The sequence below is a fragment of the Paraburkholderia guartelaensis genome (assembly GCF_004353905.1).
GTDB classification, from domain to species: domain Bacteria; phylum Pseudomonadota; class Gammaproteobacteria; order Burkholderiales; family Burkholderiaceae; genus Paraburkholderia; species Paraburkholderia guartelaensis.
In genome coordinates this window covers 1-24,775 of sequence record NZ_SMOD01000062.1, presented here as the reverse complement: position 1 = coordinate 24,775, position 24,775 = coordinate 1, and the positions used below count along the sequence as shown (strand labels likewise).

Annotated in this window: 29 protein-coding genes; 10 read left to right on the top strand and 19 right to left on the bottom strand. The window is 60.0% G+C overall.

Annotated elements, in window-relative coordinates; translation table 11 throughout:
• Window positions 1–87: 87 nt before the first annotated feature.
• Together E1N52_RS39750 and E1N52_RS39745 are read right to left on the bottom strand one after the other, a co-directional pair.
• Window positions 88–558: a nuclear transport factor 2 family protein gene (locus tag E1N52_RS39750; protein ID WP_205965748.1), complete on the bottom strand. Its 471-nt coding sequence runs from the start codon at window positions 556–558 to the stop codon at window positions 88–90.
• Between the two features lie 663 nt (window positions 559–1,221).
• Window positions 1,222–1,452, bottom strand: a complete 231-nt coding sequence (locus E1N52_RS39745) for a hypothetical protein (RefSeq protein ID WP_133190219.1) — start codon at window positions 1,450–1,452, stop codon at window positions 1,222–1,224.
• Window positions 1,453–1,790: 338 nt separating this feature from the next.
• Between E1N52_RS39745 and E1N52_RS39740 the strand changes: the two genes are divergently transcribed.
• Window positions 1,791–2,483, top strand: a complete 693-nt coding sequence (locus E1N52_RS39740; RefSeq protein WP_133190218.1) for an alpha/beta fold hydrolase — start codon at window positions 1,791–1,793, stop codon at window positions 2,481–2,483.
• A 348-nt stretch (window positions 2,484–2,831) separates the two neighbouring features.
• On the opposite strand, the gene E1N52_RS39735 is transcribed toward E1N52_RS39740, so the two are convergent.
• The 4 genes from E1N52_RS39735 to E1N52_RS45655 all read right to left on the bottom strand — a co-directional run bounded on the left by E1N52_RS39735 (window position 2,832) and on the right by E1N52_RS45655 (window position 6,601).
• Window positions 2,832–4,271 (bottom strand): sodium:solute symporter family protein, encoded by a 1,440-nt coding sequence (locus E1N52_RS39735; RefSeq protein WP_133190217.1) that lies wholly within the window; start codon window positions 4,269–4,271, stop codon window positions 2,832–2,834.
• A gap of 37 nt (window positions 4,272–4,308) precedes the next feature.
• Window positions 4,309–5,913 carry an FAD-binding oxidoreductase gene (locus E1N52_RS39730; RefSeq protein ID WP_133190216.1) on the bottom strand — a complete coding sequence of 535 codons (1,605 nt, stop codon included), beginning with the start codon at window positions 5,911–5,913 and terminating at the stop codon, window positions 4,309–4,311.
• Window positions 5,914–6,188: 275 nt separating this feature from the next.
• A complete protein-coding gene (locus E1N52_RS45660; RefSeq protein ID WP_425468204.1) occupies window positions 6,189–6,347 on the bottom strand; it encodes a hypothetical protein in 159 nt (52 codons plus the stop codon).
• Window positions 6,348–6,409: 62 nt separating this feature from the next.
• On the bottom strand, window positions 6,410–6,601 hold the full coding sequence (locus tag E1N52_RS45655) for a hypothetical protein (protein ID WP_425468203.1): 192 nt from the start codon (window positions 6,599–6,601) through the stop codon (window positions 6,410–6,412).
• A 95-nt stretch (window positions 6,602–6,696) separates the two neighbouring features.
• Here E1N52_RS45655 and E1N52_RS39720 point away from each other — a divergent pair, with 95 nt between their 5' ends.
• A complete protein-coding gene (locus E1N52_RS39720; RefSeq protein WP_205965747.1) occupies window positions 6,697–7,755 on the top strand; it encodes an NAD(P)-dependent alcohol dehydrogenase in 1,059 nt (352 codons plus the stop codon).
• A 332-nt stretch (window positions 7,756–8,087) separates the two neighbouring features.
• Entirely contained in the window at window positions 8,088–8,795 is a 708-nt protein-coding gene (locus tag E1N52_RS39715) for a dihydrofolate reductase family protein (protein WP_133190215.1), read from the top strand.
• 70 nt (window positions 8,796–8,865) lie between these two features.
• Here the strand turns inward: E1N52_RS39715 and E1N52_RS44425 are convergent, their stop codons facing one another.
• On the bottom strand, window positions 8,866–9,021 hold the full coding sequence (locus tag E1N52_RS44425) for a hypothetical protein (RefSeq protein ID WP_165979557.1): 156 nt from the start codon (window positions 9,019–9,021) through the stop codon (window positions 8,866–8,868).
• A gap of 342 nt (window positions 9,022–9,363) precedes the next feature.
• On the opposite strand from E1N52_RS44425, the gene E1N52_RS39710 reads away from it, so the two are divergent.
• A complete protein-coding gene (locus E1N52_RS39710) occupies window positions 9,364–10,320 on the top strand; it encodes an alpha/beta hydrolase family protein (protein WP_133190214.1) in 957 nt (318 codons plus the stop codon).
• 248 nt (window positions 10,321–10,568) lie between these two features.
• Here the strand turns inward: E1N52_RS39710 and E1N52_RS39705 are convergent, their stop codons facing one another.
• From E1N52_RS39705 to E1N52_RS39670, 8 genes are all read right to left on the bottom strand, one after another.
• Entirely contained in the window at window positions 10,569–10,775 is a 207-nt protein-coding gene (locus E1N52_RS39705) for a diguanylate cyclase (protein WP_133190213.1), read from the bottom strand.
• A gap of 89 nt (window positions 10,776–10,864) precedes the next feature.
• Window positions 10,865–12,109: an MFS transporter gene (locus tag E1N52_RS39700; protein ID WP_133190212.1), complete on the bottom strand. Its 1,245-nt coding sequence runs from the start codon at window positions 12,107–12,109 to the stop codon at window positions 10,865–10,867.
• A 3-nt stretch (window positions 12,110–12,112) separates the two neighbouring features.
• Entirely contained in the window at window positions 12,113–12,835 is a 723-nt protein-coding gene (arsH, locus tag E1N52_RS39695; protein ID WP_133190211.1) for an arsenical resistance protein ArsH, read from the bottom strand.
• Between the two features lie 74 nt (window positions 12,836–12,909).
• Complete coding sequence (gene arsB, locus E1N52_RS39690; protein ID WP_133190210.1) at window positions 12,910–13,980, bottom strand: ACR3 family arsenite efflux transporter; 1,071 nt, start codon at window positions 13,978–13,980, stop codon at window positions 12,910–12,912.
• Between the two features lie 23 nt (window positions 13,981–14,003).
• Window positions 14,004–14,498 (bottom strand): arsenate reductase ArsC, encoded by a 495-nt coding sequence (locus tag E1N52_RS39685; RefSeq protein WP_133190209.1) that lies wholly within the window; start codon window positions 14,496–14,498, stop codon window positions 14,004–14,006.
• A gap of 24 nt (window positions 14,499–14,522) precedes the next feature.
• Complete coding sequence (locus E1N52_RS39680; RefSeq protein WP_133190207.1) at window positions 14,523–14,999, bottom strand: ArsI/CadI family heavy metal resistance metalloenzyme; 477 nt, start codon at window positions 14,997–14,999, stop codon at window positions 14,523–14,525.
• A gap of 11 nt (window positions 15,000–15,010) precedes the next feature.
• A complete protein-coding gene (locus E1N52_RS39675) occupies window positions 15,011–15,334 on the bottom strand; it encodes an ArsR/SmtB family transcription factor (RefSeq protein WP_133190205.1) in 324 nt (107 codons plus the stop codon).
• A gap of 172 nt (window positions 15,335–15,506) precedes the next feature.
• On the bottom strand, window positions 15,507–15,938 hold the full coding sequence (locus tag E1N52_RS39670) for an alpha/beta fold hydrolase family protein (RefSeq protein ID WP_246089424.1): 432 nt from the start codon (window positions 15,936–15,938) through the stop codon (window positions 15,507–15,509).
• A 74-nt stretch (window positions 15,939–16,012) separates the two neighbouring features.
• Between E1N52_RS39670 and E1N52_RS39665 the strand changes: the two genes are divergently transcribed.
• The 4 genes from E1N52_RS39665 (at window position 16,013) to E1N52_RS39650 (ending at window position 19,267) form a co-directional block, all read left to right on the top strand.
• The gene (locus tag E1N52_RS39665) at window positions 16,013–16,177 is read left to right on the top strand and encodes a helix-turn-helix domain-containing protein (RefSeq protein WP_425468202.1); all 165 of its coding nucleotides are present in this window, start codon (window positions 16,013–16,015) and stop codon (window positions 16,175–16,177) included.
• Between the two features lie 333 nt (window positions 16,178–16,510).
• Window positions 16,511–17,935, top strand: coding sequence for a phospholipase D-like domain-containing protein (locus E1N52_RS39660; protein ID WP_133190201.1), 1,425 nt, complete (start codon window positions 16,511–16,513; stop codon window positions 17,933–17,935).
• A 207-nt stretch (window positions 17,936–18,142) separates the two neighbouring features.
• Complete coding sequence (locus E1N52_RS39655) at window positions 18,143–18,865, top strand: helix-turn-helix transcriptional regulator (RefSeq protein ID WP_133190199.1); 723 nt, start codon at window positions 18,143–18,145, stop codon at window positions 18,863–18,865.
• A 27-nt stretch (window positions 18,866–18,892) separates the two neighbouring features.
• Window positions 18,893–19,267: a VOC family protein gene (locus tag E1N52_RS39650; RefSeq protein ID WP_133190197.1), complete on the top strand. Its 375-nt coding sequence runs from the start codon at window positions 18,893–18,895 to the stop codon at window positions 19,265–19,267.
• A gap of 639 nt (window positions 19,268–19,906) precedes the next feature.
• On the opposite strand, the gene E1N52_RS39640 is transcribed toward E1N52_RS39650, so the two are convergent.
• From E1N52_RS39640 to E1N52_RS39625, 4 genes are read right to left on the bottom strand one after another with little or no spacing between them, the layout of a single operon-like run.
• A complete protein-coding gene (locus E1N52_RS39640; protein WP_133190193.1) occupies window positions 19,907–20,302 on the bottom strand; it encodes a tautomerase family protein in 396 nt (131 codons plus the stop codon).
• Between the two features lie 57 nt (window positions 20,303–20,359).
• On the bottom strand, window positions 20,360–21,601 hold the full coding sequence (locus E1N52_RS39635) for a complex I 51 kDa subunit family protein (protein ID WP_133190191.1): 1,242 nt from the start codon (window positions 21,599–21,601) through the stop codon (window positions 20,360–20,362).
• A gap of 19 nt (window positions 21,602–21,620) precedes the next feature.
• Window positions 21,621–23,270 (bottom strand): FAD-binding protein, encoded by a 1,650-nt coding sequence (locus E1N52_RS39630; protein WP_133190189.1) that lies wholly within the window; start codon window positions 23,268–23,270, stop codon window positions 21,621–21,623.
• A 15-nt stretch (window positions 23,271–23,285) separates the two neighbouring features.
• Complete coding sequence (locus E1N52_RS39625; RefSeq protein ID WP_133190227.1) at window positions 23,286–23,924, bottom strand: 2Fe-2S iron-sulfur cluster-binding protein; 639 nt, start codon at window positions 23,922–23,924, stop codon at window positions 23,286–23,288.
• 103 nt (window positions 23,925–24,027) lie between these two features.
• On the opposite strand from E1N52_RS39625, the gene E1N52_RS39620 reads away from it, so the two are divergent.
• Both E1N52_RS39620 and E1N52_RS39615 read left to right on the top strand, forming a co-directional pair.
• Complete coding sequence (locus tag E1N52_RS39620) at window positions 24,028–24,513, top strand: SLC13 family permease (RefSeq protein WP_281282828.1); 486 nt, start codon at window positions 24,028–24,030, stop codon at window positions 24,511–24,513.
• A gap of 53 nt (window positions 24,514–24,566) precedes the next feature.
• Window positions 24,567–24,775, top strand: a 209-nt coding sequence (locus E1N52_RS39615; RefSeq protein ID WP_133189477.1) for a transposase, incomplete at its 3' end; no start/stop codon positions are given.

Here is a 24,775-nt window from a genome sequence, read left to right as displayed (position 1 = left end):
CGCCGCGCCTGAACGCAGTGGGCTCCCCCGAAATGCGACGCCGGCCTGATTCATCATCAAGCCCGGCGTCGCGCCGGCTCTGCTCGATCAGGTGAGCGATGCCGGGCCGGCTGTGAACGATAGCGGGTCGACGGACCCGTACCAATGGCGCACCTTCGTATGGTCGGCTTCATCCATGTATAAGAAGTGCGTCATGACCGGCCGCACGACCGGCTTGCTCCCGTCGTCGGGCGTCATGGTGACGCTACCGCGGAACACCTTGAGCGCGCCGCCGTCCCAATACTCATCAACTACGTGAAGCGCTGTGAAGCCGGTATCAATGAAGGCGCGCACATTTTTGATGATCGCCTCGCGGCCATGCCAGTCCCCGACCCCGAGATTCCAGATCGCATCTTCACGGAAGCAATTGAAGCCTTCGCCGAATGTCTTGTCGTCGATCTCTTTCCACAAGGCCAGGAGCCATTCCGGCGGCGCGGTTCGCCGGAAGGTGATGACATCCTCGGAAGGTGCCGTTGAGGCCGCACTGGCGGCCGCATGAACGATTTTCTCATTACCCATGATAACTCCAATGATTGTTGAATCGCTGCGCCCGCCATAAAAGACCAGCCGCCGGTGTATGCTTTGAGGCACCGACATGGGAAGATTATTTGCGGCGGCTTCTCCGGGCAATTACTAGCAATGTAATAGAGTGGTGTGATTGCCGATCTCAAGCGCGAAAGCTTTCGCGGTCGCCGCGGCGGTGGTGAAACTAAGGCAACCCATCAGGCCCAGGCGGAGACCGGATTTCTCCTCCCTTTTCGGTATCGGGGAATGGTCCCGTCATTGGGGTGAACGTATCGTCTCTGTCTTGCCTGACAGCCGAGTTAGGCAAATGCTCTGCCAACAGGAGCAGCGCGTCGTCGAGCAATTGCCGGTTCGGTTCCTCGCCCTCGGCCTCTCGCGCAACGGCAAAAGCTTTGCGGAGTTGGTTAGGGGCAGCCGAGGTGACTTTACGGATTGCGCAGCTTAGTGCCTGACGCGGCCTTTGCCGGCATTCGAAGTCATTCATTCATAAGTCTGCAATAGGCTAGAAATCAGCCCGCGCCAGTTGGTCGGAAGCGCGATGCCCGACTCATCGCTATCCTCCGGCGCGTAAGGCAGGCGTCGGAGAAGGCCGTACGGTGTGGCCGGTCTGTGCAGAACTGAGTGCTTATGGGGACTCGCGGAAACTCTGCCCGCGCATCAGTGTGCAAGCGAATACTCGGACAGTTCGAACTTTTCGTGGTGCTCGCCCTGGTAGCGCGCGTAGAAGACCGCATCGGATTTCACAACACGTTTGACTTCGGGTGCATACCAGAAGGTCGCATTCCATGTCCATCGATGGAGCGTGTCTCCCTGCTCGGTGGAGAGTCCGCGCATGGTGACCCGGAAGGCGTCGAACGTGCCGGCCTTCACTTCTACCCGTCCGAACAAGATTCAGCATCACCTGCTGGAGTTGCACCCGGTCGCCCTTAATTAACGGCAGGTCAACCACAAGCGGCATCTGCACAGCGCCCCCGGATCGCACGCGATTTCGCATTTACGCGTCATTTTGCAAAAGGACACGGCCGCCTGCACGATTCGGCAAGTTGCTTATAGAGTTCTACTACGATTGTTCTCGGCAGGTTCAATTGCTCCGATCGAGAGCGGTTGCCCTGAAAAAATGGCGATCCTTGGCAACCGAAGTACCTGGCACGGAGTAGTGGCGCAGCGCATATCCGCAATTGTCTTGTCTCTGTGTTGTCCCATCCCCGGGGCAGAGGAGTAACACCATGGCTAACATCAGCATCGTTTTTTGCCACGGCATCTGGGCCGACGGCTCGTGTTTCAACAAGCTGATCCCGGCGCTGCGGGCCGATGGTCACGAAGTGATGGCGGCGCAGTACGGCCTCGACTCAGTAAAAGGCGACGTGGAGGCAACCATTCGCACATTCGGCCGGGTCAGCGGGCCGATCCTTCTCGTCGGCCACTCCTACGGCGGCGCGGTGATCACGTACGCCGGCATGGACCCCCGCGTTGCGGCGCTGGTCTACATCGCGGCGCTATGCCCGGACGAGACGGAGACCGCGCAGGAACAACAGGAGAAATTTCCGAAGACGGACATATTCAATCACGTCGAAGTCGCGGATGGCCGAGTCTGGCTGAAACCGGACGGGCCCGCAGCTTTCGCTGGCGACCTGTCCGCGGAAGATCAAGGGGTCGTCTATGCGACCCACTTCGCGCCGGCGGCGGATCTGTTCACCCACAAGCTGGACGGAAACGCATGGAAATCGAAGCCTTCCACGTACATCCTCGCGACTGAGGATCACACCGTCCATCCTGAGTTGCAGCGCACCTACGCGAAGCGAATGGGTGCCACGATCGTGGAAGTCAAGAGCAGTCACGTTCCGATGCTCTCGCGCCCGGACGAAGTGCTCGCCGCAATTCGCAAGGCCGCCGCCGAAGTCGCCGCGAAACAGGGATAGTTGTCCTGTACGCGCCGCGGAACTCGGAAGCATTCGCGAGGCAGCCAACTCACGTTCAGGTGCGGAAGTTGGCTGCCGATGTTGCACCTTGCGACCGGCACCCAGTACTGGACTTCTGGGTTCCGCCAGAAACGGCCCGTCACCAGTGCGCTCGGGCGGACCTCCAACGTCGGCTCTGCCCGGACAGCGGACCCTGCCCCTCCATCATCCACAGACGTTGCCGGTGCTTTCTCGCCAGCGGGATCAACTTCTCACCTTACTGCCGGCACGGCCGTCCACCCTGACACACTTCCGCGCGCGTACGCAACCTGGTTTTCCAGACCAGACATACATACTCAAGGTGTACGACTATTTGATATTCGTGGAGATCGAAGTGAGGTCGGCCCTACCACTGGTTGGCGGGAAAAGACGCTCGACCAACATGAGCATCAACGGGGTTGCGAGCGCAACGTAAATGTCGTCGATGCCGAATGGATCGCCAAGCAGATACCAGATTGTTGTCGCTACGGCGGCACCCAACAATCCCACTGTGGCGCCTCGACTACTACTGAAAAACGGTACATAGAATCCAACGACAGCAACGATAGCAATCGAGAGGCGCAGCGCGCGCGTAAAGAACGAAAGGTGCAGCACCTGCGGAAAGAAGAAAACCAAAAACAACGGCAGGAATCCAATGGGAATGGATAGCCACCTCGATGCCCTGAACTCCTGCGCTGGTGTTGGATGACGCCAAGGAGAATAAAAGTCCTTGACTATCAATGAGGAGATCGCGAGGTTCACACTGCTCACGCCGACAAACACGGAGGCGGCGAGTGAAACCGCGACCAACGCTGCCAGAGTGGGCGACATATACGTCATAAATACGGGGAAAGCGTACAAGCTGTTCAAGCCAGGGAAAAGAAACTTCGCTGCCACGCCGATTAATCCAAGCGCGATGCTGATTGGCACACACAGAATTCCAGCAATATAGGCGGCGTTCCGCGCATTCTCGGGATTCTTGAGAGAGGCAATAGCCTGGATGATGTACTGTGTCGAAAAGATCGCACCAATGTTTGCGATCGACCACGCGACGATCGTTGCAGGGCCAATCTTCCCCGTTGCGCTAAAGTAAAATCCAGGAAGCCGATCGATCATTGGCTTCACACCGCCAGTCATTCTGAGTGCGACCGCGAGCACGATGAGCACACCCGCGTACTTTAGAAGGGTATGAAGTATGGAGACGTATGCGATGCTTTTAAGTCCTCCGATCGCGCAGTAGAACGTGCAGACGACTGCTGTAAGAATCGCTGCGGATACAAGCCGAATTCCGAGTACGGTAGAAAGCGCAGCTGCGCCACTCAGGTAATAGCCGACATTTACCAGCAGAAGTGCGTACACCATTATCAAGGAGACCGTGATCTGGGTTGACCGGCCATACTTCCTTGCTATCGCGCCAGAGATCGTGAATTCGCCAGACGCGTAGAGTTTCCGTGCCAGAAAAAAGCCGAACAAGGGAAAGCCAATTCCCGCACTGAGAACGGCCCAGAACGCGGCAACACCCGATTCGAAGGCTGACTGTGCCGTGCCGATCGTCGATTTCGCGCCAACGAACTCGGACATCATCAAGATGCCAACGACAATCGCGGGCACAGATCGAGCGGCGACCATGAATTCGCTGGAGTCTCTGCTCCGAAGCCTGATCGTCAGGAACACGGTCAGACCCAGATAAATAATCAGGAATATCGATACCAGATAGATCGCCGTATGGGAGATCCCGTGCGTGTTCGATATCGCAACCGGCGCATTCATGCTATGGCCTCTTTACCGAAATCCCGCGATGGATCCACTAAGACGGATCAAAAAGAATCCCTGGGTTGAGGATGGCGCAGGGATCAAAGATCTTCTTTGCCGCCCGGAGTGCTGAACAAAAGAGTTCCGGGCGCTCATTGTCGTACCATGGCCGATGATCTCTTCCCAGCGCATGGTGATGTGTGACGGTGCCTCCAGCGTCAACGATCGCCTGCTCCGCAATGTGCTTGATGGCAATAAATTGCTCCGGGATGCGCTTTTTGTCGCCATAGGCGAACCAGGTGAAGTACGGCGCCGGGCCATCCGGATAAATGTGCGTAAGTCGGCACGTCACGGATCCCGCGCGTCCTGTCACCACGCGGATCGCATGATGCGTCTCGTCCTTGACGTGGGCATGGAGTTGTTGGAATCGATCCCACGTGATAGCCGTTTCCATGGTCTCGCGCATGACCCCGCGAACGATTGCATGTTCGCGAAGAGCGGGGCCGCGCAGGAATTTGTCTCTCCAACTCTTTGTGTCTGCATCACTGCTAACATCGTGGTCCCTGAGGGCCGATTCATCCCAGGTGCCCCCAAAATCTCCGCAAATATTCAGCGCGCGCTCCATCCAGACATCGACGGGATGGTCAGCCGACTCGAAACCAAGTACCAGGATGTCGTAGGTTCCGTCACTTGATCCGGTATAGGCGGCTTCGGCTCGCTCGATCAAACGCGCGTTTGCGGGGTAAAGTCCAGATTGCGAGATTACGCGCACCGCCTCAACGGCGCGCTCGTAATCGACAAATCGGACGCTCGTCATTGTCCGATGGGTAGGACGTCGATGTAACCTGACCCACGCTTCAGTGATGATCCCCAGTGCGCCCTCCGAACCAAGGAACATCCGGTCGGGGTTAGGTCCCGCTCCGGAAGCAGGAAAGCGCTTTGCCTCGATGTTGCCTGCTGGCGTGATGACTCGAAGGCTCTCAATATGATCGTCAATCTGCGTGTAAGCGGTCGCAAAGTGGCCTGCCGCACGTGTAGCGACCCAGCCTCCTAGCGACGAGAATTCCCAAGACTGCGGGAAAAAGCGTAGTGTCAGTCCAGTCGGTTTGAGTTGCTGTTCCAGATGAGGCCCAAGCACGCCAGCCTGGACTCGTGCTGCTTGAGATCTGTGATCGACTTCGAGAACCTTGTCGAAGTTCTGCATGTCGATGGTTACCACGCCTCGACAGCGGTCCTGTGATGGTGGGTTGACGCCGCCCACGACACTTGTACCCCCTCCGTAGGGAATGGCGACCAGATTCGCGTCTTCGCACCAGCGAAAGAGGTTGACGATGTCGTCCTCAGTGTCGGGGTACGCTATGACATCCGGTGGATTGTCGAATTCGCCCCGTATCGCGCGGGCAATGTCGACAGTAGACGCGCCATAAGTGTGGTATAGCCGCTCATGATGATCGGTTGTGCAGATTGCATGCAGCGCGTCGGGAATCGGCACGCGCGGCGTGCGAAGCGAGATGTCTTCGGCCCTGGGAAAGGGTGCGGGTTCGAAATTCGACACACCAAGCAAGCGAGCCCACGCTCTCTCGAATTCGGCAATTTCGCAGCTGGAGACTTCGTCTCCTTCATAGCCCCAGCCGTAGAACTTGCGGCGTCGCCTCTGCATTTTTGCACCATCTTCGATATTTCAGTGTCTTCATGAGGTATTTGAAAAAGGCACACGTTCCATTTCGTTTGTGAAGCGCAAGCGGCCATGTGTTTCGCTACGCTGTTCGCGGGACTCGCCGCCGTAAGTCAAGCTCACGTCAAGTCTCTGTCAGTCGGCCTGCAAACGATCCGTTCGCCCGGAACGATGTCCGCCTTTGTCGTACTGTGTAGCGCTCAAACGTCATCGATGTCGTCTATTGCGATCGTATGCGCGATGGATTGCTTTGACCTCCATCATTTGATGGAGCCTGTCAAAAAAGATGTCCAGGTGGTAGCGAACTGAAGATGTGTCAGGGTGACGTCTGCGCCGGACACGAGGCGCAACACCGCCTGCACATGTTCCAGCGTGATTGGCTGGAGCCGGTGAAAAGCGCCGCCGTCGAATTCCACCATCGCGATCGTGCCGGGCCGTGCATAGAGGTATGCATGACGGTCGGCGTGTAGTGCCGGCTGGATCAGAACGCGTCCGGATAGGTGATCTCGACTTCGACGGAATAGCAATCGATCAGGCAACTGGACCCGTTGCGGCGCATTGTGCAGTTTCTTTGCATACCGTATTTGAATTTCACCTCTTTTTCAGCGAGAGCCTGGCTCCTAGACTTCGATGCACGGATGGAAGCAATCGCTTCCTCTTTCGCTTTGTTCATATCAAACAGCCCAGCGTGACTAGTACCGGCAATCGTTCGAGAAACGGTGATTACATTCCGGTTCCGCTAGCTGGCGTTCAACCTGAGAAAAAGGAATGACGATGAAAGCAGCGCGTTTGCACGAATTCGGCAAGCCATTGGTCCTGGAGGATATCCCCATCCCCGACATCCAGCCGGAAGAAATTCTGGTCAAGGTGACCGCTTGCGGCGTGTGCCGCACCGATGCGGAACTGGTCGACGGGTACTTCCTGAAGTACTTCGACATCCCCACCCCTATCACGCCTGGCCATGAGATCACCGGCGTCGTGTCCCGCATCGGCCAGCAGGCGTCCGATGCGGGCTTTGATGAAGGCGATCACGTCGTCGTCGTTCCCGGCTGGGGTGACGGCACGTGCCGTCATTGCCAGGTCGGCAATACCCAACTGTGCCCCAACGTGCGCTTCCCAGGCTTCGGGCCGCATGGCGGCTTCGCCGAGTTCCTGCCCGTGCCAGCGCGTTATCTGATCAAGGTGCCGCGCGAACTTTCGTTCGAACACCTGGCGCCCCTCACGGACGCGGGACTCACGCCGTATCGCGGACTCAAGAAACTGCTCAAAGCCGATGCGCTGGGCCCGAATCGCGTGCTCGGTGTATTTGGCATGGGCGGCCTCGGCGGCTATGCCGTGCAATACGCAAAACTGCTCGGCGGCGGAGTCACGATCGTTGCGTTCGATCACGACGCGGAAAAGCTCGCGTTGGCCAAGGGCTACGGCGCGGATTTCGCCATCGATCTCAAGGGTGCGTCCAAGGCCGACCTTGAGGCTGAAATGCAGAGGCTCACGGGACAAACTGTTCTGGATGCCATTCTCGACTGCGTTGGCGCGCCCGATTTGATGCAACTCGGTTTCAGCCTCCTCGGCACCAGCGGTCACTATGTCGATGTCGGATTGCTCGGCGATCGTGTCGATATCCCGCTGTTTCCCCGCATCAATCGGGAGCAGAGCTTCTACGGATCGAACTGGGGGAATTACGTCGACCTGAGCGAGGTCATGACCCTGGCCGCAAAAGGAAAGATCCAGCACAAGACCACGCCGATTCGCCTGGAGCAGATAAACGAAACGCTTGATCGACTGCGGGAAGGCACGCTCGTCGGGCGGGCTGTCGTTATCTTCTAATGGGTGCCGCACTCAGGCGCGCGGGGCCGCGGCGCACCTGCCCGATTTCCCTTGCCATACCCATGTTCGATTCACACCGAGTCTTCCGATATCGCACGGTCGCACGCATCATTCTGTAAGGTCGCGCGACAATGCGGCCGGGTTTGTTGTCCGAGGCACCACCTTTACAACGCGCCGCTTCAAATGGACAAAGCACGTGGATGCACTGTCGTTCACCGTTATGCCGGGCTGAATGATGATGCCTGGGCACACCCCAGGTACGCGAATTGCACCCTGAGCGATTCCGTTTGAATTCCGCTGAAAACCATTGCGAAAGAAATCAGGAGTCAACCATGCGCCCCCGAATCATCTGCCACATGATGTCTTCGATCGACGGCAAACTGCATCCGAGCCGCTATTCGATGCCACACGGCTTCGACCGGCGTCATTTCGTGACGCAATACGAAAACGTGGCGGCGGGTCTCGGTGGAGACGGCTGGCTCGTCGGCCGCGTGACGATGGCCGAAATCGTGAAGGACGAACGCGGCGCTTCGATCACAACGAGCGATGTCGGCGCGCGCAAAGCATGGCTCAATCCCGATCGCAAACGGACCTTCGCGATCGGCCTCGACCCCGATGGCAAGCTTCACTACGCGCGCCCGACCGTGGGTGACGATCAGATCGCCGCGGTGCTCGGCGAGCACGTATCGGACGACTATCTCGCCGAGTTGCGACAAAGCGGCGTGTCATACGTGTTCGCGGGTAAAGATGGACACGACCTGAAAGCCGGTGTCGAGGCACTGGGTGAAACGCTGGGTATCAGCACGCTGCTTCTCGAAGGGGGCGCCGCTATCAATGCGGCTTTTCTGAAAGCCGGTCTGATCGACGAAGTGAGTGTGTTGATCTGCCCGGGAATCGACGGCGTGCGAGGCGTCCAGACGATCTTCGAAGGCCCCGAAGAGGGAAATCCCGGTTACGGTAGATCGCTCGCATTCAAATCAGCCGAGACGCTCGAGGGCGGCAGTGTATGGCTGCGTTACAGCGTCGAACCCTCGGCCTGATTTGACGTGTCTTTAAGGAGGCATTCGGTCTGCAGCCAGTCACCCAGGACCGACCGCAGGCCGTTCAATATCACCATTTCATCACGTCACGGCCCACGATCTCCTCGACTCTCAGGCGGTCGATAGACTCGTTGAATAGATCGAATGAGAATGTCGAGGCTGTGGCCACGGCCCACTGCGCTTGCGCGCTCGGGAACACATCGAGGCAATGCGCGGCGTAATCCATATAGTTGATTGATCCCTAAGCTCTTGCTCGGCAGCGAATGCGCCGGGCCGCGTGTCTCGTGCCTGCTCGACGTTCGTCACCCCCCCTTTGTCGGCGGTTGATTTGTGATTGTGCACCGCTGTGAAAGCGACTGGATGCAAGTGACCTGGTCGCCTGGCGGCCATCAGACGCCATTCGCCTGCGCGGGAAATCGGACACCTGGGAGCGACCGCATCATCCGAAATCCCGCCGTTGGCGCACGAGGATAAAATCAGGATCTGACCGAATTCGGCCTTCGAGCCGTTTCGCCGTGATACCGCCAATCAGGATATTGAAAGCAAACAACTCGCCCCTCAAAACCACATGAAAACATCCATATTGGCCGTTCTGTTGTGCCTGTCTACGGCAATTGCACACGCCGCGGGAATAAAGTTCGCGCAGATTCCGGCTGATGTCGGCGGTCCGGCGTTAAAAGCGATAGTGTGGACACCGTGTGCTGAGCCTTCCCAGGAGGTGCCGATCGGTCCATATGTCCTGAAGGGGCGGCGCGACTGTCCAACCGCTGGCGAAAAGCTTCCCCTCGTTGTCATTTCGCACGGCTATGGCGGATCGTACCTTGGCCACCGAGACCTTGCCGAGACGCTGGCCGAGGCAGGCTTTGTCGTGGCGGCAATCAATCATCCAGGCGATACATTCTCTGACATGACTCGGGCCGACGATATGTCTGTGTTCGTCGAGCGACCGACCGACATCAAGCGTCTTATCGATTACATGTTGAGCACCGCCCCCGACGCAGCCAGAATCGACCCGCAACGCATAGGCTTTTTTGGCTTTTCGCGCGGCGGCTACACGGGCCTGGTGTTGGCCGGCGGTAACCCGGATTTCCCGCACGCCGATATTACGTGCCCGGACCCGAGCGCCCCGATTTGCAAACAGGTCCGAAGTGGAGAGGTATCCACCGACCACCTGACTCATGACGCGCGGATCAAAGCCTTTGTGCTAGCGGACCCGTTCAATGCATTCCCAACCACGGCGAGCCTGAAGAATGTGCAAGCGCCAATTCAGCTTTGGGCTTCCCAGTTCGGTGGCGCCGGCGTGCTGCCGCGCAACGCTGACGCACTCGCCAAGACCCTTCCTCACAGGCCTGAATATCACATTGTTTCCAACGCGGCGCATTTTGCTTTTCTTGCCCCGTGTCCTGCGGCAATGAAGAACAATGAGCCGGGACTCTGCGTCGATGCGAACGGCTTCGATCGGACGGTCTTTCACAAGCAGTTTGACGAAATGGTGCTAACGTTTTTTCAAGCGAATCTTCGGTAAGTCCCAGCGTAGTTCGGCGCACCGCGAGTGCCAGATGAATCGGCTCGGCGATCGTCCATTGCACCTTGAAAGTTGCCGTTCGTGCGTCCTTGGGTCGAGGGTCTCTTCAGAGTCGGTTTCAGCCGATCGCATCGGACAGTAGCCGGCCACGACCAGCCATTCGCGCGCTCCTTCGCTTAGACATTCAGGTGTCGCTTCCGCTCAGGAATCGGCCATTCCAGTGAGGCTGCCCCGGAGTCAATGCCCGGCTAGGTTGCGGCCGATGGCTTGCCGCGCTGGTCAGACAGCGCTTCCGGCTCGACCCGGTTACGGCCTGCCTCCTTGGCGCGGTACAGGGCCTGGTCAGCACGCTCGAAAGCGGGGCTCAGATCGAACTCGTCCTCGTGATACAGCGCAACTCCGATGCTCACGGTCACGTGGTTAGCGCACTCCCGGGTTCGGCCATGTCCGGACATTGACGCAACTCCACCGAATGGCCGTTCTAAACACCCCTCCGGGCGTTCAGCTCACGAACGGTTTTTTCGTCGGTGCATATCACGGTTTGTCATTCGGTCGTTGCCGCCATGACAGAACTGCGACGATGCGCAGAGAGTGCAACCATGCCAAACGCCGCTGTGGAAACAAGCGAAACAAGCAGCACTACCCATTCGACTGGCACGTAGTTTTGCCCGATCGACCAGATCAGGGCCGCCGAGATCGGAGCGATGCCTTTCGCGATGTTCGAAGGCGCAGACAGCAACCCGCTGACTGCCCCATAACCTTCCGTCCACATCACATCCTGCACGATGGTGCCGCGCAGGATCGTCATCATGCCGTTTGCGCCTCCGTAGATGACCGCGAACAGGATCAGCGCTACGGGCGATGTCCCGGCTACCAGCAGCACAACAACCGACACCGGGAAAGCTGTGGTGATAACGAGGCCTACGATCTGCGGCGATACATTCCGTCCAAGCGTGAACCACAGCATCCGTGCGAGCACCTGCGACGGACCGATGACCGCCATCGTCGCGAGAATGACAGGCTGCGACACGTGGCGCTCGACCATAAGCGGAACCAGGTGGAACGTCAGTGCGGCGAAGGTCGCATAGTAGGCGGTGAAGCAGATCGCGAGCGCCCAGAACACCGGCGTTCGGAGAGCGCACCTGACAGACTTGTCGTTCTCGGCCTTGATTCTCGCCTTGTTGACCGCAGGTGCCGTGATGCTCGAGTCATCGCGCAACGCCATCCAGTGGATGGGCAGGCACACAAAGCCGTTGATCGACGCGAGCGCGAGCAACGCATGCCGCCAACCTAGCGTGTCGACGAGTCCCTGCGTGAGTGGAATGAATGCCGTACTGGCAAATCCCGCGACGAGCGTGACCAGTGTGATCTTCGTGCGGAAGCTGCGGGGATAGTCCCGTGTGAGAATCGCGAACACCGGATCGTAGAGTGTCGCCGCCATCGCGACGCCCAGCCCCACCCAGGCAGCAAAGAGCGTCACGAGGCTGCCTGCCTGTGACCAGAGCACCAGCATGACGGACGCGAGCAGTGATCCCGCTGTCATCACCCTGCGCCCGTGGCCATGGTCAATCCACTTCCCGACCGGGTACGCAGCCAGTCCGGAAACCAGCAGCCCGAGTGAAAGCGCCGCGTTGGTCGATGCCCGGCTCCATCCCAGCTCGCGCTCCATCGGCACAACAAAGAGCGAAAATGCGTAATAGACGGCGCCCCACGCGACCAGTTGGGCGATGGCCAGTGCCCATGTTGCAGTGTTCTCTTCTGACGTGCGATCGAAAGCGGAAGGCGCCATAAGTCAGATGCGGGTCTGATTCACGCGCTTCATCAGTTCCTCAGCGCTTTCCTTGCGTTCGCTGTAACGGTCGACCAGATACGGACCGATGTCGCGAGTCAGCAGCGTGAACTTCACCAGTTCTTCCATCACGTCCACGACTCGATCGAAGTAGGCCGAAGGCTTCATGCGGCCGGCTTCATCGAACTCCGTGAATGCCTTGGCTACCGACGACTGGTTCGGGATGGTCAGCATGCGCATCCAGCGACCCAGCACACGCATCTGGTTGACCGCGTTAAACGACTGCGAGCCGCCGCTTACCTGCATCACCGCGAGCGTCTTGCCCTGCGTCGGCCGGATCGCGCCGACCGAGAGCGGAATCCAGTCGATCTGTGATTTCATGATGCCCGTCATCGCGCCGTGACGCTCCGGGGAGCACCAGACCATGCCTTCCGACCACAGTACCAGGTCCCGCAACTCGGCCACATTCGGGTGAGTGTCGGGGGCGTCGTCGGGGAACGGTAGGCCACTTGGGTTGTACGTGCGAACTTCAGCGCCCATCGCCGTGAGCAGGCGCGCCGCTTCTTCGCTCAGCAGGCGGCTGAACGAGCGCTCACGCAGCGAACCATAGAGCAGCAGGATGCGCGGCGGATGGGGCGACGTCTTTGTGGCCTGAAGCCGGTTGATATCAGGAACGCGGAATAGCGCCGGGTCAACCTGCGGCAAGTCGGTTGCAAGATCAGACATGCGCGCCCTCCGCACTGCAGACCATTTCGCTGTGATAGATGACGACGCAACTCATATGGTTGTTTCCATAATTTTCAAGCGCACTCGTACCAGCGCTTCGAGCGATTGACGATGCGCACGATGAGCAGCATGACCGGTACCTCGATCAGCACGCCCACGACCGTCGCGAGCGCGGCGCCCGAGTTGAAACCGAACAGGCCGATTGCAGTGGCGACGGCCAGTTCGAAAAAATTCGAGGCACCGATCAGGGCCGACGGGCAGGCGATGTTGTGCTTTTCGCCGACCGCACGATTGAGCCAGTACGCCAGCGCCGAATTGAAGAACACCTGGATCAGGATCGGAACGGCAAGCAGCACGATCACGAGCGGCTGCTTCAGAATCGCTTCACCCTGGAAAGCGAACAGCAATACCAACGTCGCGAGCAGCGCCGTGATGGACCAGGGGCCGATCTTTGCCATCGCGGCCTCAAACGCCTTTTCACCTCTCGCGAGCAGCACCTTGCGCAGGATCTGCGCGAGGATCACCGGAATGACGATGTAGAGCACGACCGAGGTGAGCAGTGTTGCCCACGGCACCATGATTGCCGAGATGCCGAGCAGCAGGCCGACGAGCGGCGCAAACGCGACCACCATGATGCTGTCGTTGAGTGCGACCTGCGAGAGTGTGAACAACGGGTCGCCTCCCGTCAGGCGGCTCCAGACGAACACCATCGCCGTGCAGGGCGCGGCCGCCAGCAGGATCAGTCCGGCCACATAACTGTCGAGCTGCGCAGCGAGCAACATCGGCGCAAACAACTGCTTGATGAAGAGCCACGCGAGGAACGCCATCGTGAAAGGCTTGACCAGCCAGTTGACGACGAGCGTGACACCAATGCCCCTGATGTGCTGCCGCACTTCATGCAGCGAGCCGAAGTCGACCTTGACGAGCATCGGGATGATCATCACCCAGATCAGCAGACCGACCGGCAGATTGACGTGTGCGTATTCCATCCGGCCAATTGCCTGAAAGACACCTGGCAGCACCTGGCCAAACAGGATGCCGGCAACGATGCACAGCGCAACCCAGACGGTCAGGTATCGCTCGAAGAAACTGATGGGGGCTTTCGCAGCGCTCTTTCGCGAAGCGGCGACGTTGGATGCATTCATGGGACAACTCGATGGAGACGGGTTCAGCTTTGCAGGATGACGTCCAGTGCCTGCTGAAGGTCAGCGTTCCCCAGGCTCTCCAGTGGCAGTTCGAGCAATTGCAGCATGCGATAGCCGATGGCCTGGCGCGTAAGCTCGAATGCCTGACGCTTGCCTTCGTCGCCGCCCTGCGCGTTCGACGGATCGGCGTAGCCCCAGTGCACCTTGACCGGGCTACCCGGCCAGAACGGACACTGTTCCGCGGCCGCGCTGTCGCACACGGTGATGACGATGCGCATTGGCGGCGCGCCGTCCTGCGCGAATTCATCCCAGCTCTTGCTGCGATAGCCTTGCGTATCGATACCCGCGTTCGACAACGCTTCGAGCGCGAACGGATTGATGCGGCCGCTTGGGGCGCTGCCGGCGCTGAACGCCCGCACGTCCTTGCCGAGCTTGTGCGCCCAGTGATTGAGCATGGCCTCGGAAAGCACGCTGCGCGCAGAATTGTGCGTGCAAAGGATCAGGACGTTGGTGGTCATGGTGTTATCGGACGCGATGCGCGATCAGCAGCAGGCCGAACCGGCCGGCTTCACGGGAATGGCAACAGGCTTGCCGCTCGGCCCGCAACAGGCCGCGGCGCCCGGCGCCGGCTCTACCTGCCGGCTTTCGCCATAGACGGGCGCGCTGTCCAGGGTATGAAAGTGCTCCCACGCGATCCCTTGTGGATCGACGACCCAGTGCTTGTCGCTGCGCGCATAGCAGCAGGTCGTTTCGCCCTGGTCGAGCAGGCTCATATCCGCTGCCTGCGCACGCTGCGCGAGTTCGGCGAGCTCCGCCGCGTCATCCACCTGAAAACCCAGGTGGTCCACACCGACCTTTGTACCGCGCGTTGAGATCGCGAAGTTCACGCGAGGATCGTCGAGCATCCACTTGGCGTAATCCGTTTCGATGCGCGTCGGCTCTGCACCGAACAGCTTCGAATAGAACGCGACACTGGTTGCGATATCGTCAACGTGAATGTGGATGTGAAACCGCTTCATGGAGGTCTCCGTCAGCATTTGCACGAATCTGTGCCGGGCGCGAGGCACACCTGCCCCTGGCAGCAGTTCTCGGTCAGAAAGCCAAGCACCGCGTTCATCTGCTCGTAGGCGGCCCGATAGATCAAGCTGCGCCCGTCGCGCTCCTGTGTGACCAGCCCGGCGTGCATCAACTCCTTCAGGTGAAAGGAGAGCGTTGCATTGGGCAGATCCAGCTGAGTCGCGATGGTGCCAGGCGTCAAGCCGCCCGGCCCGGCTACAACCAGCATCCGGAACACGCGCAGGCGCACTTCGTGGGCGAGCGCCGCAAGGGCGCGAACAACGTCTCTCTCTTCCATATTTCCAATATATTCGAAATATTGGATTGCTACAAGGGGGTTTGCGGGTGAGCTGGCCGGTTTCCGCCTGATGCATCAGACACGCATCCGGGACGCCCTCCGCGCGCGATCGTTGGACGCCGCATGGAAAGGCGCAGACCGAGAACCGTCACGCCAAAAGATCGCTTTATCGTCAAGGCAGCCATTCGATCCCCTGCTGTCGAGCCGCTCCATTACGGTAGAACGCGTCGATGGCGTCCACCATCTGCGAGAGTCCCGGCTGCTCGAGTGGATAATGCCCAGCGCTCTCGAGCATCACAACATTCACTGGCACCTTCTGGATACGCTTGAGGAACGGTTCGCTCAGATGCAATGGCGTCCAACGATCTACTGCGGGCTGAGTCAACAGGATCGGGCAGACGTTGAAATCCTCCGGCTCCGTCACGGGCTGATATGACAAGTAGGAGCCAAGAAAGGCCATCGTCATCGCGTTGCCAGCCGAGCGCTTGTCCGACAGCCAGACCTTCAGCGCGTCTTCGTTGTTCACAAGTGCAGACATCTTGCTGGCCACTGTCATGGGCATACGCACGCATTTCAGTGGGGTCTTCGCCGCGAAGTTCAGCATCGGGCCACCCACACGGCCCATGAAAGGGTTCAGGGCGGTTTCAAGGCGCCTGTTTCCGGGACATATCGAACGCCGTGCGCAAAGCGAGGGCACAGACATTGATCGACGAGGGACGCCTGTCACTCACGGAGATCGCCCAGGAATTGGGGTTCAGTGACCTGTCCTCGTTTTCGCAGGCCTATAAACGGTGGACAGGCGTGGCGCCGAGTCGGGTACGACAACAAGTGATTGCCTCGTAAAACGCCACGCAATGAAGCTCCGGGTTGGGCGGGGCGGATTGCATCGGGCGCCGGTCGGCCACGAGCGGTCGTTGGAACAGTGCTCATAGATCGGCGACAATCGGACATTCCGGAAAGCCATTCTTTCCTTTCAACTGCGCTGATGTTCGGTCCACTGCGTGCTTGATGTGCAGCCAGATTCGCGCCGCTCTTGTCCACGGTAACTATCTCGGGCTCGCCGTTCTGTTACCTTCTCGAAGTCACAGCGAGCTACTTGACCGCGCTAACGCGACAAAGCCTTCCCGACCTTCAAGGACGTAGGGCCGCAGACACATCGAACCCGTTCGCCATCTCATGACCACAACGAGAAGCCTGGCGCTCATTCTGGCATGCGTGCTGGCCTCTTCTCAGCAAGGCCACGCGCAATGTGTCGACCTGGTCGCCAGTCTAGACGACGGTCAGTTGATGCAGTCGCGGATTGCGCTGGTCGACCGTGCCACGCCTGCCGAGCAGATCCGCATCCTCGCCTACATCTTCAAAATCGATCAGACCGGCGGCCTGCTGTTGCGTCATCTGGTCGAGGCTGCGCGCCGAGGCGTGCCGGTCAAACTGCTGATCGACGGCATCGGCCCCGAGCCGCACTACCCGTTCGAGGACGAGCTCATCGTCGCCCTGCACGAAGTTGCGCCCGGCATTGAACTCCGAATCTTCCATCCACGATCCGATCTCGTCGAGATCTCGCATCGCATGCACGACAAACTGTTCCTGGTTGGCGACACGGCCGTGATCGGCAGTACCTCGATCTGGGACGAGAGTTTCCGCAACTGGCTCAGCGAGCGCGATCTGATGGTGTCGGGCGACCCCGGCCAGGAGGCTTCCTCCCTGCACGCCATGTACCAGCATTTCGCCCTGTTCTGGAATAGCCCGGAAGTGGTTCGCCCCGAGCCGGAAAAATTCCTCAAGGTCGCAAGTCCTTATGTCAACTCGCAGGGTTATGCGACGCTGGACCCGGCGCGCATCCATTATTGGCGCGAATGGCTGCTGGCTCCGCTCGATGCTGAAGCCGAGGCGCCAGACCTGGCCGCTACCGATACACCCACTGCCACCGATACGCCCAATGATCCCGCCGCTCCGCCCGCTCCCGGGGCGAATTTTGATCCCGCCTGGATGCCGATCGCCTGCGAGCGCCTGCGCTATGTCCACGACTGGCCCGACAAGCGCTCGCCAGGCACGTTGCAGGACATGCTACAAGCGTTCGATACGGCACAGCACGAAATCCTGATCATCAACCCCTACGTGATCCTGGTGCCGGAACTGCGCGAGGCGCTTGAGCGCAAGCGGCGCGAAGGTGTCCACGTGATTCTGGTGAGCGCCTCGCTGGCGAGCATCACGCAGGAATTCCCCGCAGTCGGGCGCGCCTATGCCGACGATCTGCCCGGCTTGGTGAATGCCGGGATCGAGGTGCGCGAATATTCCGACCGAGACAACCGCATGATGCACGCCAAGCTGGTCCTCATCGACGGCCATCGATATTATCTCGGCAGTTTCAATTTCGATTCACTGTCGGCCCGCTTGAATACCGAAAACGGCCTGTGGATAGATATCCCTGAGGACGGGCTCGATCCCTTGCAAGACAGCGTGGCGTACTTCCTGCGCAACTCAAATTCGGTGAGCGACGCCAATGGCCGCCTTCTGGCGGATCCCGATGCACGGTGCCGGGCCGCCGGCTGCGGCGGTGCCTGGTCGTGGGTGACGATGCTGATCAGGAACTTCCTCTGAGCGCGGCGTGCCCTGTCGCTAAACTACGTGGCCAGTTCGGGTCGCCGTCCGCACTGTGTCGCGCAGTAGTCGGCCAACTCGAGACGTTCGACTTCGTCAGTTAAATCGTGAACAATGCAAGGGCCGTCGGAACGAATCAACTGCATTCGGTCCGAAGCACCGGATCACATTGTTGATTCCCCTCCGTGTCGATATCGGAATTCACGTATGTCCCGTGCAGAACGCCTCCTTCAACTCCTGCAAGTGTTACGTCGTTATCGACGTCCCGTGAGCGGCCAAACCCTCGCTAATGAGCTTGGCGTGAGCACGCGCACCTTGTACCGGGACATCGCCAGTTTGCAGGCCCAAGGAGCAATGATCGAGGGGGCGCCGGGCATTGGCTATGTGATGAAGCCGGGCTTCATGCTTCCACCCATCATGTTCCGCTCGGAGGAACTCGATGCCTTGGTGCTTGGCATGCGCTGGGTGGCCGATCGCTGCGACGAGACGCTATCGGCGGGTGCACTCGGCGCGCTTGCAAAGATAGCGGCCGTGCTGCCCGCTGAACTGCGCCGCGAGCTAGAGGAATCTTCGCTGCTGGTCGGTGCGCCGTTGACGAGACCTGCCCACACGATCTCGCCGGACCTGCTGCGTGCCGCGGTCCGTGCAGAGTTGAAGCTCGAGATTACCTACGTGGACGGCAGCGGCATTCAATCGCGGCGCGTCGTTTGGCCCTTTGCCCTAGTGTATTTCGACCAGGCACGGGTGCTGATGTGTTGGTGCGAGCTTCGAGCCGATTTTCGCAATTTCCGTTCGGATCGGATCTTGAGCGTCGAGCAAAAGATGGAGCGCTATCCAAAGCGGCGTTCCACTCTGCTTCGAGAATGGCGCAAACTCAACCAGGTCGCTAGTCGCACGATACTGCCAGAATCTGACAGCATGGCCTGGTAGACTGAAGCTCTTCTAAAGGAGCTCAAAATGAAGTTTGCATCAGTTCGACTGGTTACCGCGGATATTGAACGGCTGGTCGAGTTTTATCAGAGGCTGTCCGGGATCGAGGCCGTGCGGCTAGCCGATGGGTTTGCCGAAATGCGATTCGCGAGCGCGACCCTCGCGATTTCATCCGAGCACCTGATCAAGCTTTTCAATGTCGGAGCGGCCACTGCCGCAGCCAATCAATCGGCAATCCTGGAGTTCGAAGTGGAGGACGTCGACATGGTGTTCGAGCGGATGAAAGCGTCCGGTACAACCATCGTGATGCCGACGACATTGATGCCTTGGGGCAATCGCTCGCTCCTACTGCGTGACCCGGATGGAAATCTCGTCAATATATTCTGTGGGCCCGTGCGTTGAGAACGCCCGCCGTCGCAGTGGCCGCGCAAACACGATCTACATGACGATCCGCTTCGCGGGCGGCGCTGCAGGCTCGATGCCCGGCAACTACGCATGGAGCGAGTGGCATTGGCCTGGGGTATGTAGCGTAGGAGCAGCATGTGCCTGCTTGTCGATGGTGTTGCAGGTCGTGCCCCAGTGGCAACGCGATGCGCGCCATTCGATGACTGCCGGATCTCCGTTGCGTGGTGCTCATCCGGTATCCGCGGAAAAACACGCGGCATGCAGTGCGCGTTTCGTTGAAATCGAGCGCACCGACATCAAGGGGCTGCTCTATCGTCTATGGCGTGCTGTGCGGCACCAAAGCCTGCTGCCAAGGCGTCGTCTATCGTGCCGAATACGCGGTTTCCTTCCGCGACAAGTCGAATCGGCACGCCTATTGGTCTTCTCGGCTCCGCCGTGCAAATCCTCGCCTCTGCGACGTACCCCACCGGGGGCCCATATGTGAATTCGCTCGAAACAGCCCGCACGTCCAAAAGCTTTACGGTGACCTCAAAGCCCTTGTACGAGTACATTTTTTCCATTGACGCACTCCCAGCCTGGCAAATCGTCTGATTCCATTTCACGCAGATCGTTGCAACGGTGCCTGTACGTGACTTCTCATTGCTCACCCGGCTCCCATTCCGGGCTGTATCCCCCTAGAGCAGGGTGATACATCTCGTCTCCTGTGTGCTGTGTGAACTCCACGTTGAGCCGGTCTTCACGCAAGCCCAGAATTTCCACACAGTGTGCGCAAAGCGTCTTCGCGACCTCCATGCGCAATTCCGGCGGTCGTCCTCGTCTGATATCGAGCATCATCAAGGAAACAGCCACGGGTTCTGCGCCGTCCACCGGAATGCGCCACACGGAACCGGGCCCGAGTTCGCGTATGGCAACACTGATGCGCCTGATATCGACTGACATCAGTCGCGCATAGGTATCGCACATCTTCGCCGCGAGAAGCTTTTTCTGTTCTACCGAGTAGTGATCGTTTACATCGAGTTGCAAGTAAGGCATCGCGTGATCTCCGGAAGAATTTTATCGATCGCGATATCGGGTAACTTACGTTCCGGTCTACGCCAAAAGCGCTTCGTATTCGCCCCGAAACTGGTTAATCGAACTTTCGACTACGGTCACGGCCCCGTCGATGAGACCGCAACGTCCGCTGCCAGGAAGAATGCGGCACAGGTTCTCCAACGCATCCAGATCGGCGCGTACTCCGCGGCCAGTGTCGAGCCGGTTGAGTAGCCGCATCAGCTGAAACGTTCCGCCTTTGCAAGGCGGACATTGTCCGCACGAGCCCTGGGCGAAGAAGCTTACGTACTCGGCGACCTTGCGCACGATGCTGCTGCCCTCCGAAACGACGATCATTGCGCCTGTTCCCAGACGCGAGCGGCATTGCCGGACCGAGTCGAAGTCCAGAGCGACATCGAGCTCGCGTTTCGTCAGCAAGGTGTTGGAAGGGCCGCCGGTGAAGACCGCCTTGAACTCCTTGTCCTGCAGCATTCCGCCGCCGTGCTCGAAGACGAGCGTATCGAGGTTCGTGCCCATGGGCAGTTCGTACAGACCAGGACGCAAGACGTCGCCCGAGAGCGAATAAAGCTTGGTACCCGCCGCATCGCCAACACCCAGGTCGCGATACCACTGTGCGCCATGGCGCAGGATTCCGGGTACGTGAGCCAGCGTTTCCGTGTTATTGACGACGGTCGGAGCACCATGCACGCCCTGCTCCGCAGGAAAAGGCGGCTTGCGCCGTGGAAACGGAAACCCGCCTTCCACGCTTGCAATGACCGCCGTTTCCTCCCCTCCTATATAAAGCCCCGAACTGGGCAGCACGCAAAGCGAAACGGTCTTTCCGAGCCACTGTTCGATCGCCGTGAAGAGAGGATGTCCGCGCCACTGCAGCACCGCCTCGCGAGTAACTGCGAGCGCCTGATGCTGATGCGGGTTGACGTAGAGAATGACGTGATTGGCGCGGCTCGCGAGCGCCGCGATGAGCGCGCCTTCGATCACCTGGTGAGGTGTATGTTCCAGCAGAAAACGGTCCTTGAATGTGCCGGGTTCGTCTTCGTTGCCATTGCAGATGATGTACTTGTCCCCTTCCGGCGCGGCGGCGACAGGCGTCCATTTACGATGCGCGGGGAAACCGGCGCCGCCCATGCCGCGCAAATCCGCCTGGGCGATTTCCGCAATGATCGCAGCCGGATCTTCCAGCGCGCGAGCGAGCCCCTCGCCGCCGCCGTGCGCGAACCAGGCGTCGAGGTTCGCGCCTACGCGGATCTCATCACGCAAAAGAACCTGATTCAGCTTGTCCATTGCCGCTCCATGTGCCGCGTCAGCGGATGCTTCCGACCGCCCGCGCGCGAGCGTCCGGGCGCAGGCTGGCATCGTTTCGCAGATCGAAATGAGCGTAGCCGGGAAAAAGCTGCGGTGCCTTCACGTGCAAGGGCAATCCTGCCAGGGTGAGCTCCCGCTGCCACTCATGAACGTGGCCGATGCCGGCGCGGCTCGCCATGACGTGCCCCTTCGATTCCGCAACGCTCGCCCCCGCCCGGCGCCCCATGCTCACGATGTCGAGCAACGCATTGCCCATCAGCCGGTTGCGTCCGTGGATGCCGCCGGTGACCTCGCCTGCGCAGTACAGGCCGGACACGCTCGTCGCACCGTCCTTGTCGACCACGACGCCGCCGTTCTGGTAGTGCAACGTGGGATACACAAGAAACGGCTCCTGCGCCGGATCGATTCCGCACCTGCGTGCAAGATGGCGCAGCGTAACGAGGCGCTGCGCCAGAATGCCGGGGTTTGCCATTTCGAGCGAGGGCGTGTCGAGGAACACGCCGATCTGCCCGTCGCGCGAGATTCCGCGCCCTTGCGCGCATTCGCGCAGAATGGCCGCGGCCACCACGTCCCGGGGCTGAAGCTCGTCGACGAAACGCTCTCCTTCGCCGTTGATCAATTTCGCTCCCGCCGAGCGGGCGGCTTCCGAGATCAATCCGCCCGCCAGGTGAGGCGGCCAGGCAAGACCCGTCGGATGGTACTGGAACGAATCGAGTTCGCGCAGCCGCGCGCCGATACGATAGGCCAGCACAAGGCCATCGGCGGTTGCGCCATAGTGATTCGAAGTGGGAAAGGCGTTGAGATGCAGCCGCCCTGCGCCGCCCGTAGCGAGTATCACGGCACGGGCTCGCACCAGTACGAAGGTCCGCCATTCGAGGTTGTAGAGCACGGCGCCCGCACAGCCTCCACGCTCGTCCGAGAGCAGTTCGACCACGGGGCAGCGATTCCACACATCGATGCCGGGATCGAGATTGACGGCCTCGCGCAGCACGCGCATCATCTCGAGCCCGGTGTAGTCCCGATACGAAAGAATGCGCGCCGCCGACGCGCCGCCGGCCTTCTTGCGCAAAAGGTTGCCGCCGAGTGGCCGGTCATCCTCCAGATCGAACATCATGCCGAGCTGGATCAGCCAGCGAATCACGTCGGGACCGTCCATCACCATTTGCGCGACGAGCCCGGGGTCGCTGCAGAAATGCCCGGCGCGCATCGTGTCTTCGAAGTGCAGCTGCGGGCTGTCGTCTTCTCCGACCGCCGCCTGGATGCCGCCTTCGGCCATCACGGTGTTGCTGTCCCCGAGCCGCAGTTTGCCGGCGAGGAGCACCTGTGCACCCTGCTTCGCCGCAGTGAGCGCCGCGGCACAGCCCGCGCCGCCGCCGCCCACGACCAGCACATCGGTGAAGACGAGCTGGGCGCCTGCCAGGTCGACATCGTCGATCAACGCGTTTGCGTGCAGCTGGCGCGCAAGATCCGGCTGACACGGCTCCCCGCGATTGACGCCAACCGCGAGAGGCACGCGCGCATTGGGCCCGTGGTCGGGGTGATAGCCCTTGAGGAGTTCCTCGACGGAACAGTCCTCGGTGCGCAGCGTGGGTACTGCGCCTGACCGGTAGCGCTGTCGCGCGTTCGCGTAGGGAATCGAGGTCGCCACGATCTTGTGCCCCGGTCAGCGCGGCGGATGCGCGGCAGGCGCATCGAAATCGATCTTCATTTCGCCGCTTTCGATCTGCTGCAGCCGGCGGATCAGATTGGCCGGACGCAGCGAGTGAGCCGCAATCATTCGTCGCACGAACAAGCCGAGATGATTGGGCCGAATGTGTTCGGGACAAGCGAGCGTGCAAAGATTGCACATGACACATTCGTCGAAGACCTGGCTGGATGCATCCAGGCTGCCCTCCACGGCCAGATTTACGCCGCGCTGAACCTCGAGCCCTTTCGGGCAGGCGCGGTCGCAGCCACTGCAATGACGGCAATGGGACGCCTCCGGGAATATTTCCGAAATGGTGCGCAGCGCTTCCCAGCTGTCCCCAAGATCCTCCATGCGATACACGTGCCGCGTTGGGGTCGTCAGGTAATCGAGGAATGCAACCTGCATGCCGTCTTCGACGAGGGTCTCGCACGCGAGCACGGTTGTGACGTCCTGTTCGCCGCTGCGCCGGACCATGACGCGGCAGGAGCCGCACACGCCCTGCCCCATGCATCCGACGCCTTCGACGAGTGTCTGACCCGCCTGCGCGAATGCCTGCAAGATCGAGCAGTTGACCGGCGCTTCGATCTCGCGCCCTTCAATGCTTAGGCGAACCACCATCACCGGTCTCCTTGTGGCGCGCCGGCGCCACACTGGCAAACTCGCGGAAAACATCATATAAACCATAGCACAACGAAGGTTATAGCCAAGGGAACGAGGTATGAAAACGTTGTGGAAGGCCCTCGCCCCCATTGCCGCGGCGATCGTCATCGCGCTCATCCCCGCCCCCGCAGGTCTCGCACAGCACACCTGGTATTACTTTGCGATTTTCGCAGGCGTAATCGTCGGCCTGATGCTGGAACCCATTCCTGGTGCTGCGATCGGACTCATCGCCGTGACCATAGTCGCTGTGCTTTCCGAATGGGTCTTCTTCAGCCCCGAGCAACTTGCCAAGCCCGGTTTCAATGTGGCGAACGCGAGCCTTGCGTGGGCGCTTTCCGGATTCTCGAACGGCACGGTGTGGCTGATTTTTGGCGCGTTCATGTTTGCCCTCGGCTACGAGAAGACCGGCCTCGGCAGGCGTATCGCGCTGCTGCTCGTACGGGCGATGGGCCGCAAAACCCTGACGCTCGGCTATGCGGTAATGGTTGCCGACGCGGTGCTTGCGCCCTTAGAGGTGGCCGCGCAAAATCGGACAGCGGGATAAGTGGAACGACCGGGGCCTGAGCCAGCGATAATGCAGGCAAAGGAACCGAGAAAATGACGAAACGAACCCGACGCACGCACTCAGCGGCGTTCAAAGCGAAAGTGGCCCTGGCGGCAGTCAAGGGCGAGCGCACGCTCGCCGAACTGGCGCAGCAGTTCGATGTGCATCCGAACCAGATCACGGAATGGAAGCGGCAGTTGCAGGAGCGCGCGGCCGACGTGTTCGGTGCGGCCGGCCCGGTGTCGAGCGAGCCACCGGTAGA

Excerpts from the sequence above, each read along its gene's own strand:
- E1N52_RS39750 (WP_205965748.1), bottom strand. The coding sequence starts at position 558 with ATGGGTAATGAGAAAATCGTTCATGCGGCCGCCAGTGCGGCCTCAACG.
- E1N52_RS39740 (WP_133190218.1), top strand. The coding sequence starts at position 1,791 with ATGGCTAACATCAGCATCGTTTTTTGCCACGGCATCTGGGCCGACGGC.
- E1N52_RS39735 (WP_133190217.1), bottom strand. The coding sequence starts at position 4,271 with ATGAATGCGCCGGTTGCGATATCGAACACGCACGGGATCTCCCATACG.
- E1N52_RS39730 (WP_133190216.1), bottom strand. The coding sequence starts at position 5,913 with ATGCAGAGGCGACGCCGCAAGTTCTACGGCTGGGGCTATGAAGGAGAC.
- E1N52_RS45660 (WP_425468204.1), bottom strand. The coding sequence starts at position 6,347 with ATGGTGGAATTCGACGGCGGCGCTTTTCACCGGCTCCAGCCAATCACG.
- E1N52_RS45655 (WP_425468203.1), bottom strand. The coding sequence starts at position 6,601 with ATGAACAAAGCGAAAGAGGAAGCGATTGCTTCCATCCGTGCATCGAAG.
- E1N52_RS39720 (WP_205965747.1), top strand. The coding sequence starts at position 6,697 with ATGACGATGAAAGCAGCGCGTTTGCACGAATTCGGCAAGCCATTGGTC.
- E1N52_RS39715 (WP_133190215.1), top strand. The coding sequence starts at position 8,088 with ATGCGCCCCCGAATCATCTGCCACATGATGTCTTCGATCGACGGCAAA.
- E1N52_RS44425 (WP_165979557.1), bottom strand. The coding sequence starts at position 9,021 with ATGGATTACGCCGCGCATTGCCTCGATGTGTTCCCGAGCGCGCAAGCG.
- E1N52_RS39710 (WP_133190214.1), top strand. The coding sequence starts at position 9,364 with ATGAAAACATCCATATTGGCCGTTCTGTTGTGCCTGTCTACGGCAATT.
- E1N52_RS39705 (WP_133190213.1), bottom strand. The coding sequence starts at position 10,775 with ATGTCCGGACATGGCCGAACCCGGGAGTGCGCTAACCACGTGACCGTG.
- E1N52_RS39700 (WP_133190212.1), bottom strand. The coding sequence starts at position 12,109 with ATGGCGCCTTCCGCTTTCGATCGCACGTCAGAAGAGAACACTGCAACA.
- arsH (WP_133190211.1), bottom strand. The coding sequence starts at position 12,835 with ATGTCTGATCTTGCAACCGACTTGCCGCAGGTTGACCCGGCGCTATTC.
- arsB (WP_133190210.1), bottom strand. The coding sequence starts at position 13,980 with ATGAATGCATCCAACGTCGCCGCTTCGCGAAAGAGCGCTGCGAAAGCC.
- E1N52_RS39685 (WP_133190209.1), bottom strand. The coding sequence starts at position 14,498 with ATGACCACCAACGTCCTGATCCTTTGCACGCACAATTCTGCGCGCAGC.
- E1N52_RS39680 (WP_133190207.1), bottom strand. The coding sequence starts at position 14,999 with ATGAAGCGGTTTCACATCCACATTCACGTTGACGATATCGCAACCAGT.
- E1N52_RS39675 (WP_133190205.1), bottom strand. The coding sequence starts at position 15,334 with ATGGAAGAGAGAGACGTTGTTCGCGCCCTTGCGGCGCTCGCCCACGAA.
- E1N52_RS39670 (WP_246089424.1), bottom strand. The coding sequence starts at position 15,938 with ATGCTGAACTTCGCGGCGAAGACCCCACTGAAATGCGTGCGTATGCCC.
- E1N52_RS39660 (WP_133190201.1), top strand. The coding sequence starts at position 16,511 with ATGACCACAACGAGAAGCCTGGCGCTCATTCTGGCATGCGTGCTGGCC.
- E1N52_RS39655 (WP_133190199.1), top strand. The coding sequence starts at position 18,143 with ATGTCCCGTGCAGAACGCCTCCTTCAACTCCTGCAAGTGTTACGTCGT.
- E1N52_RS39650 (WP_133190197.1), top strand. The coding sequence starts at position 18,893 with ATGAAGTTTGCATCAGTTCGACTGGTTACCGCGGATATTGAACGGCTG.
- E1N52_RS39640 (WP_133190193.1), bottom strand. The coding sequence starts at position 20,302 with ATGCCTTACTTGCAACTCGATGTAAACGATCACTACTCGGTAGAACAG.
- E1N52_RS39635 (WP_133190191.1), bottom strand. The coding sequence starts at position 21,601 with ATGGACAAGCTGAATCAGGTTCTTTTGCGTGATGAGATCCGCGTAGGC.
- E1N52_RS39620 (WP_281282828.1), top strand. The coding sequence starts at position 24,028 with ATGAAAACGTTGTGGAAGGCCCTCGCCCCCATTGCCGCGGCGATCGTC.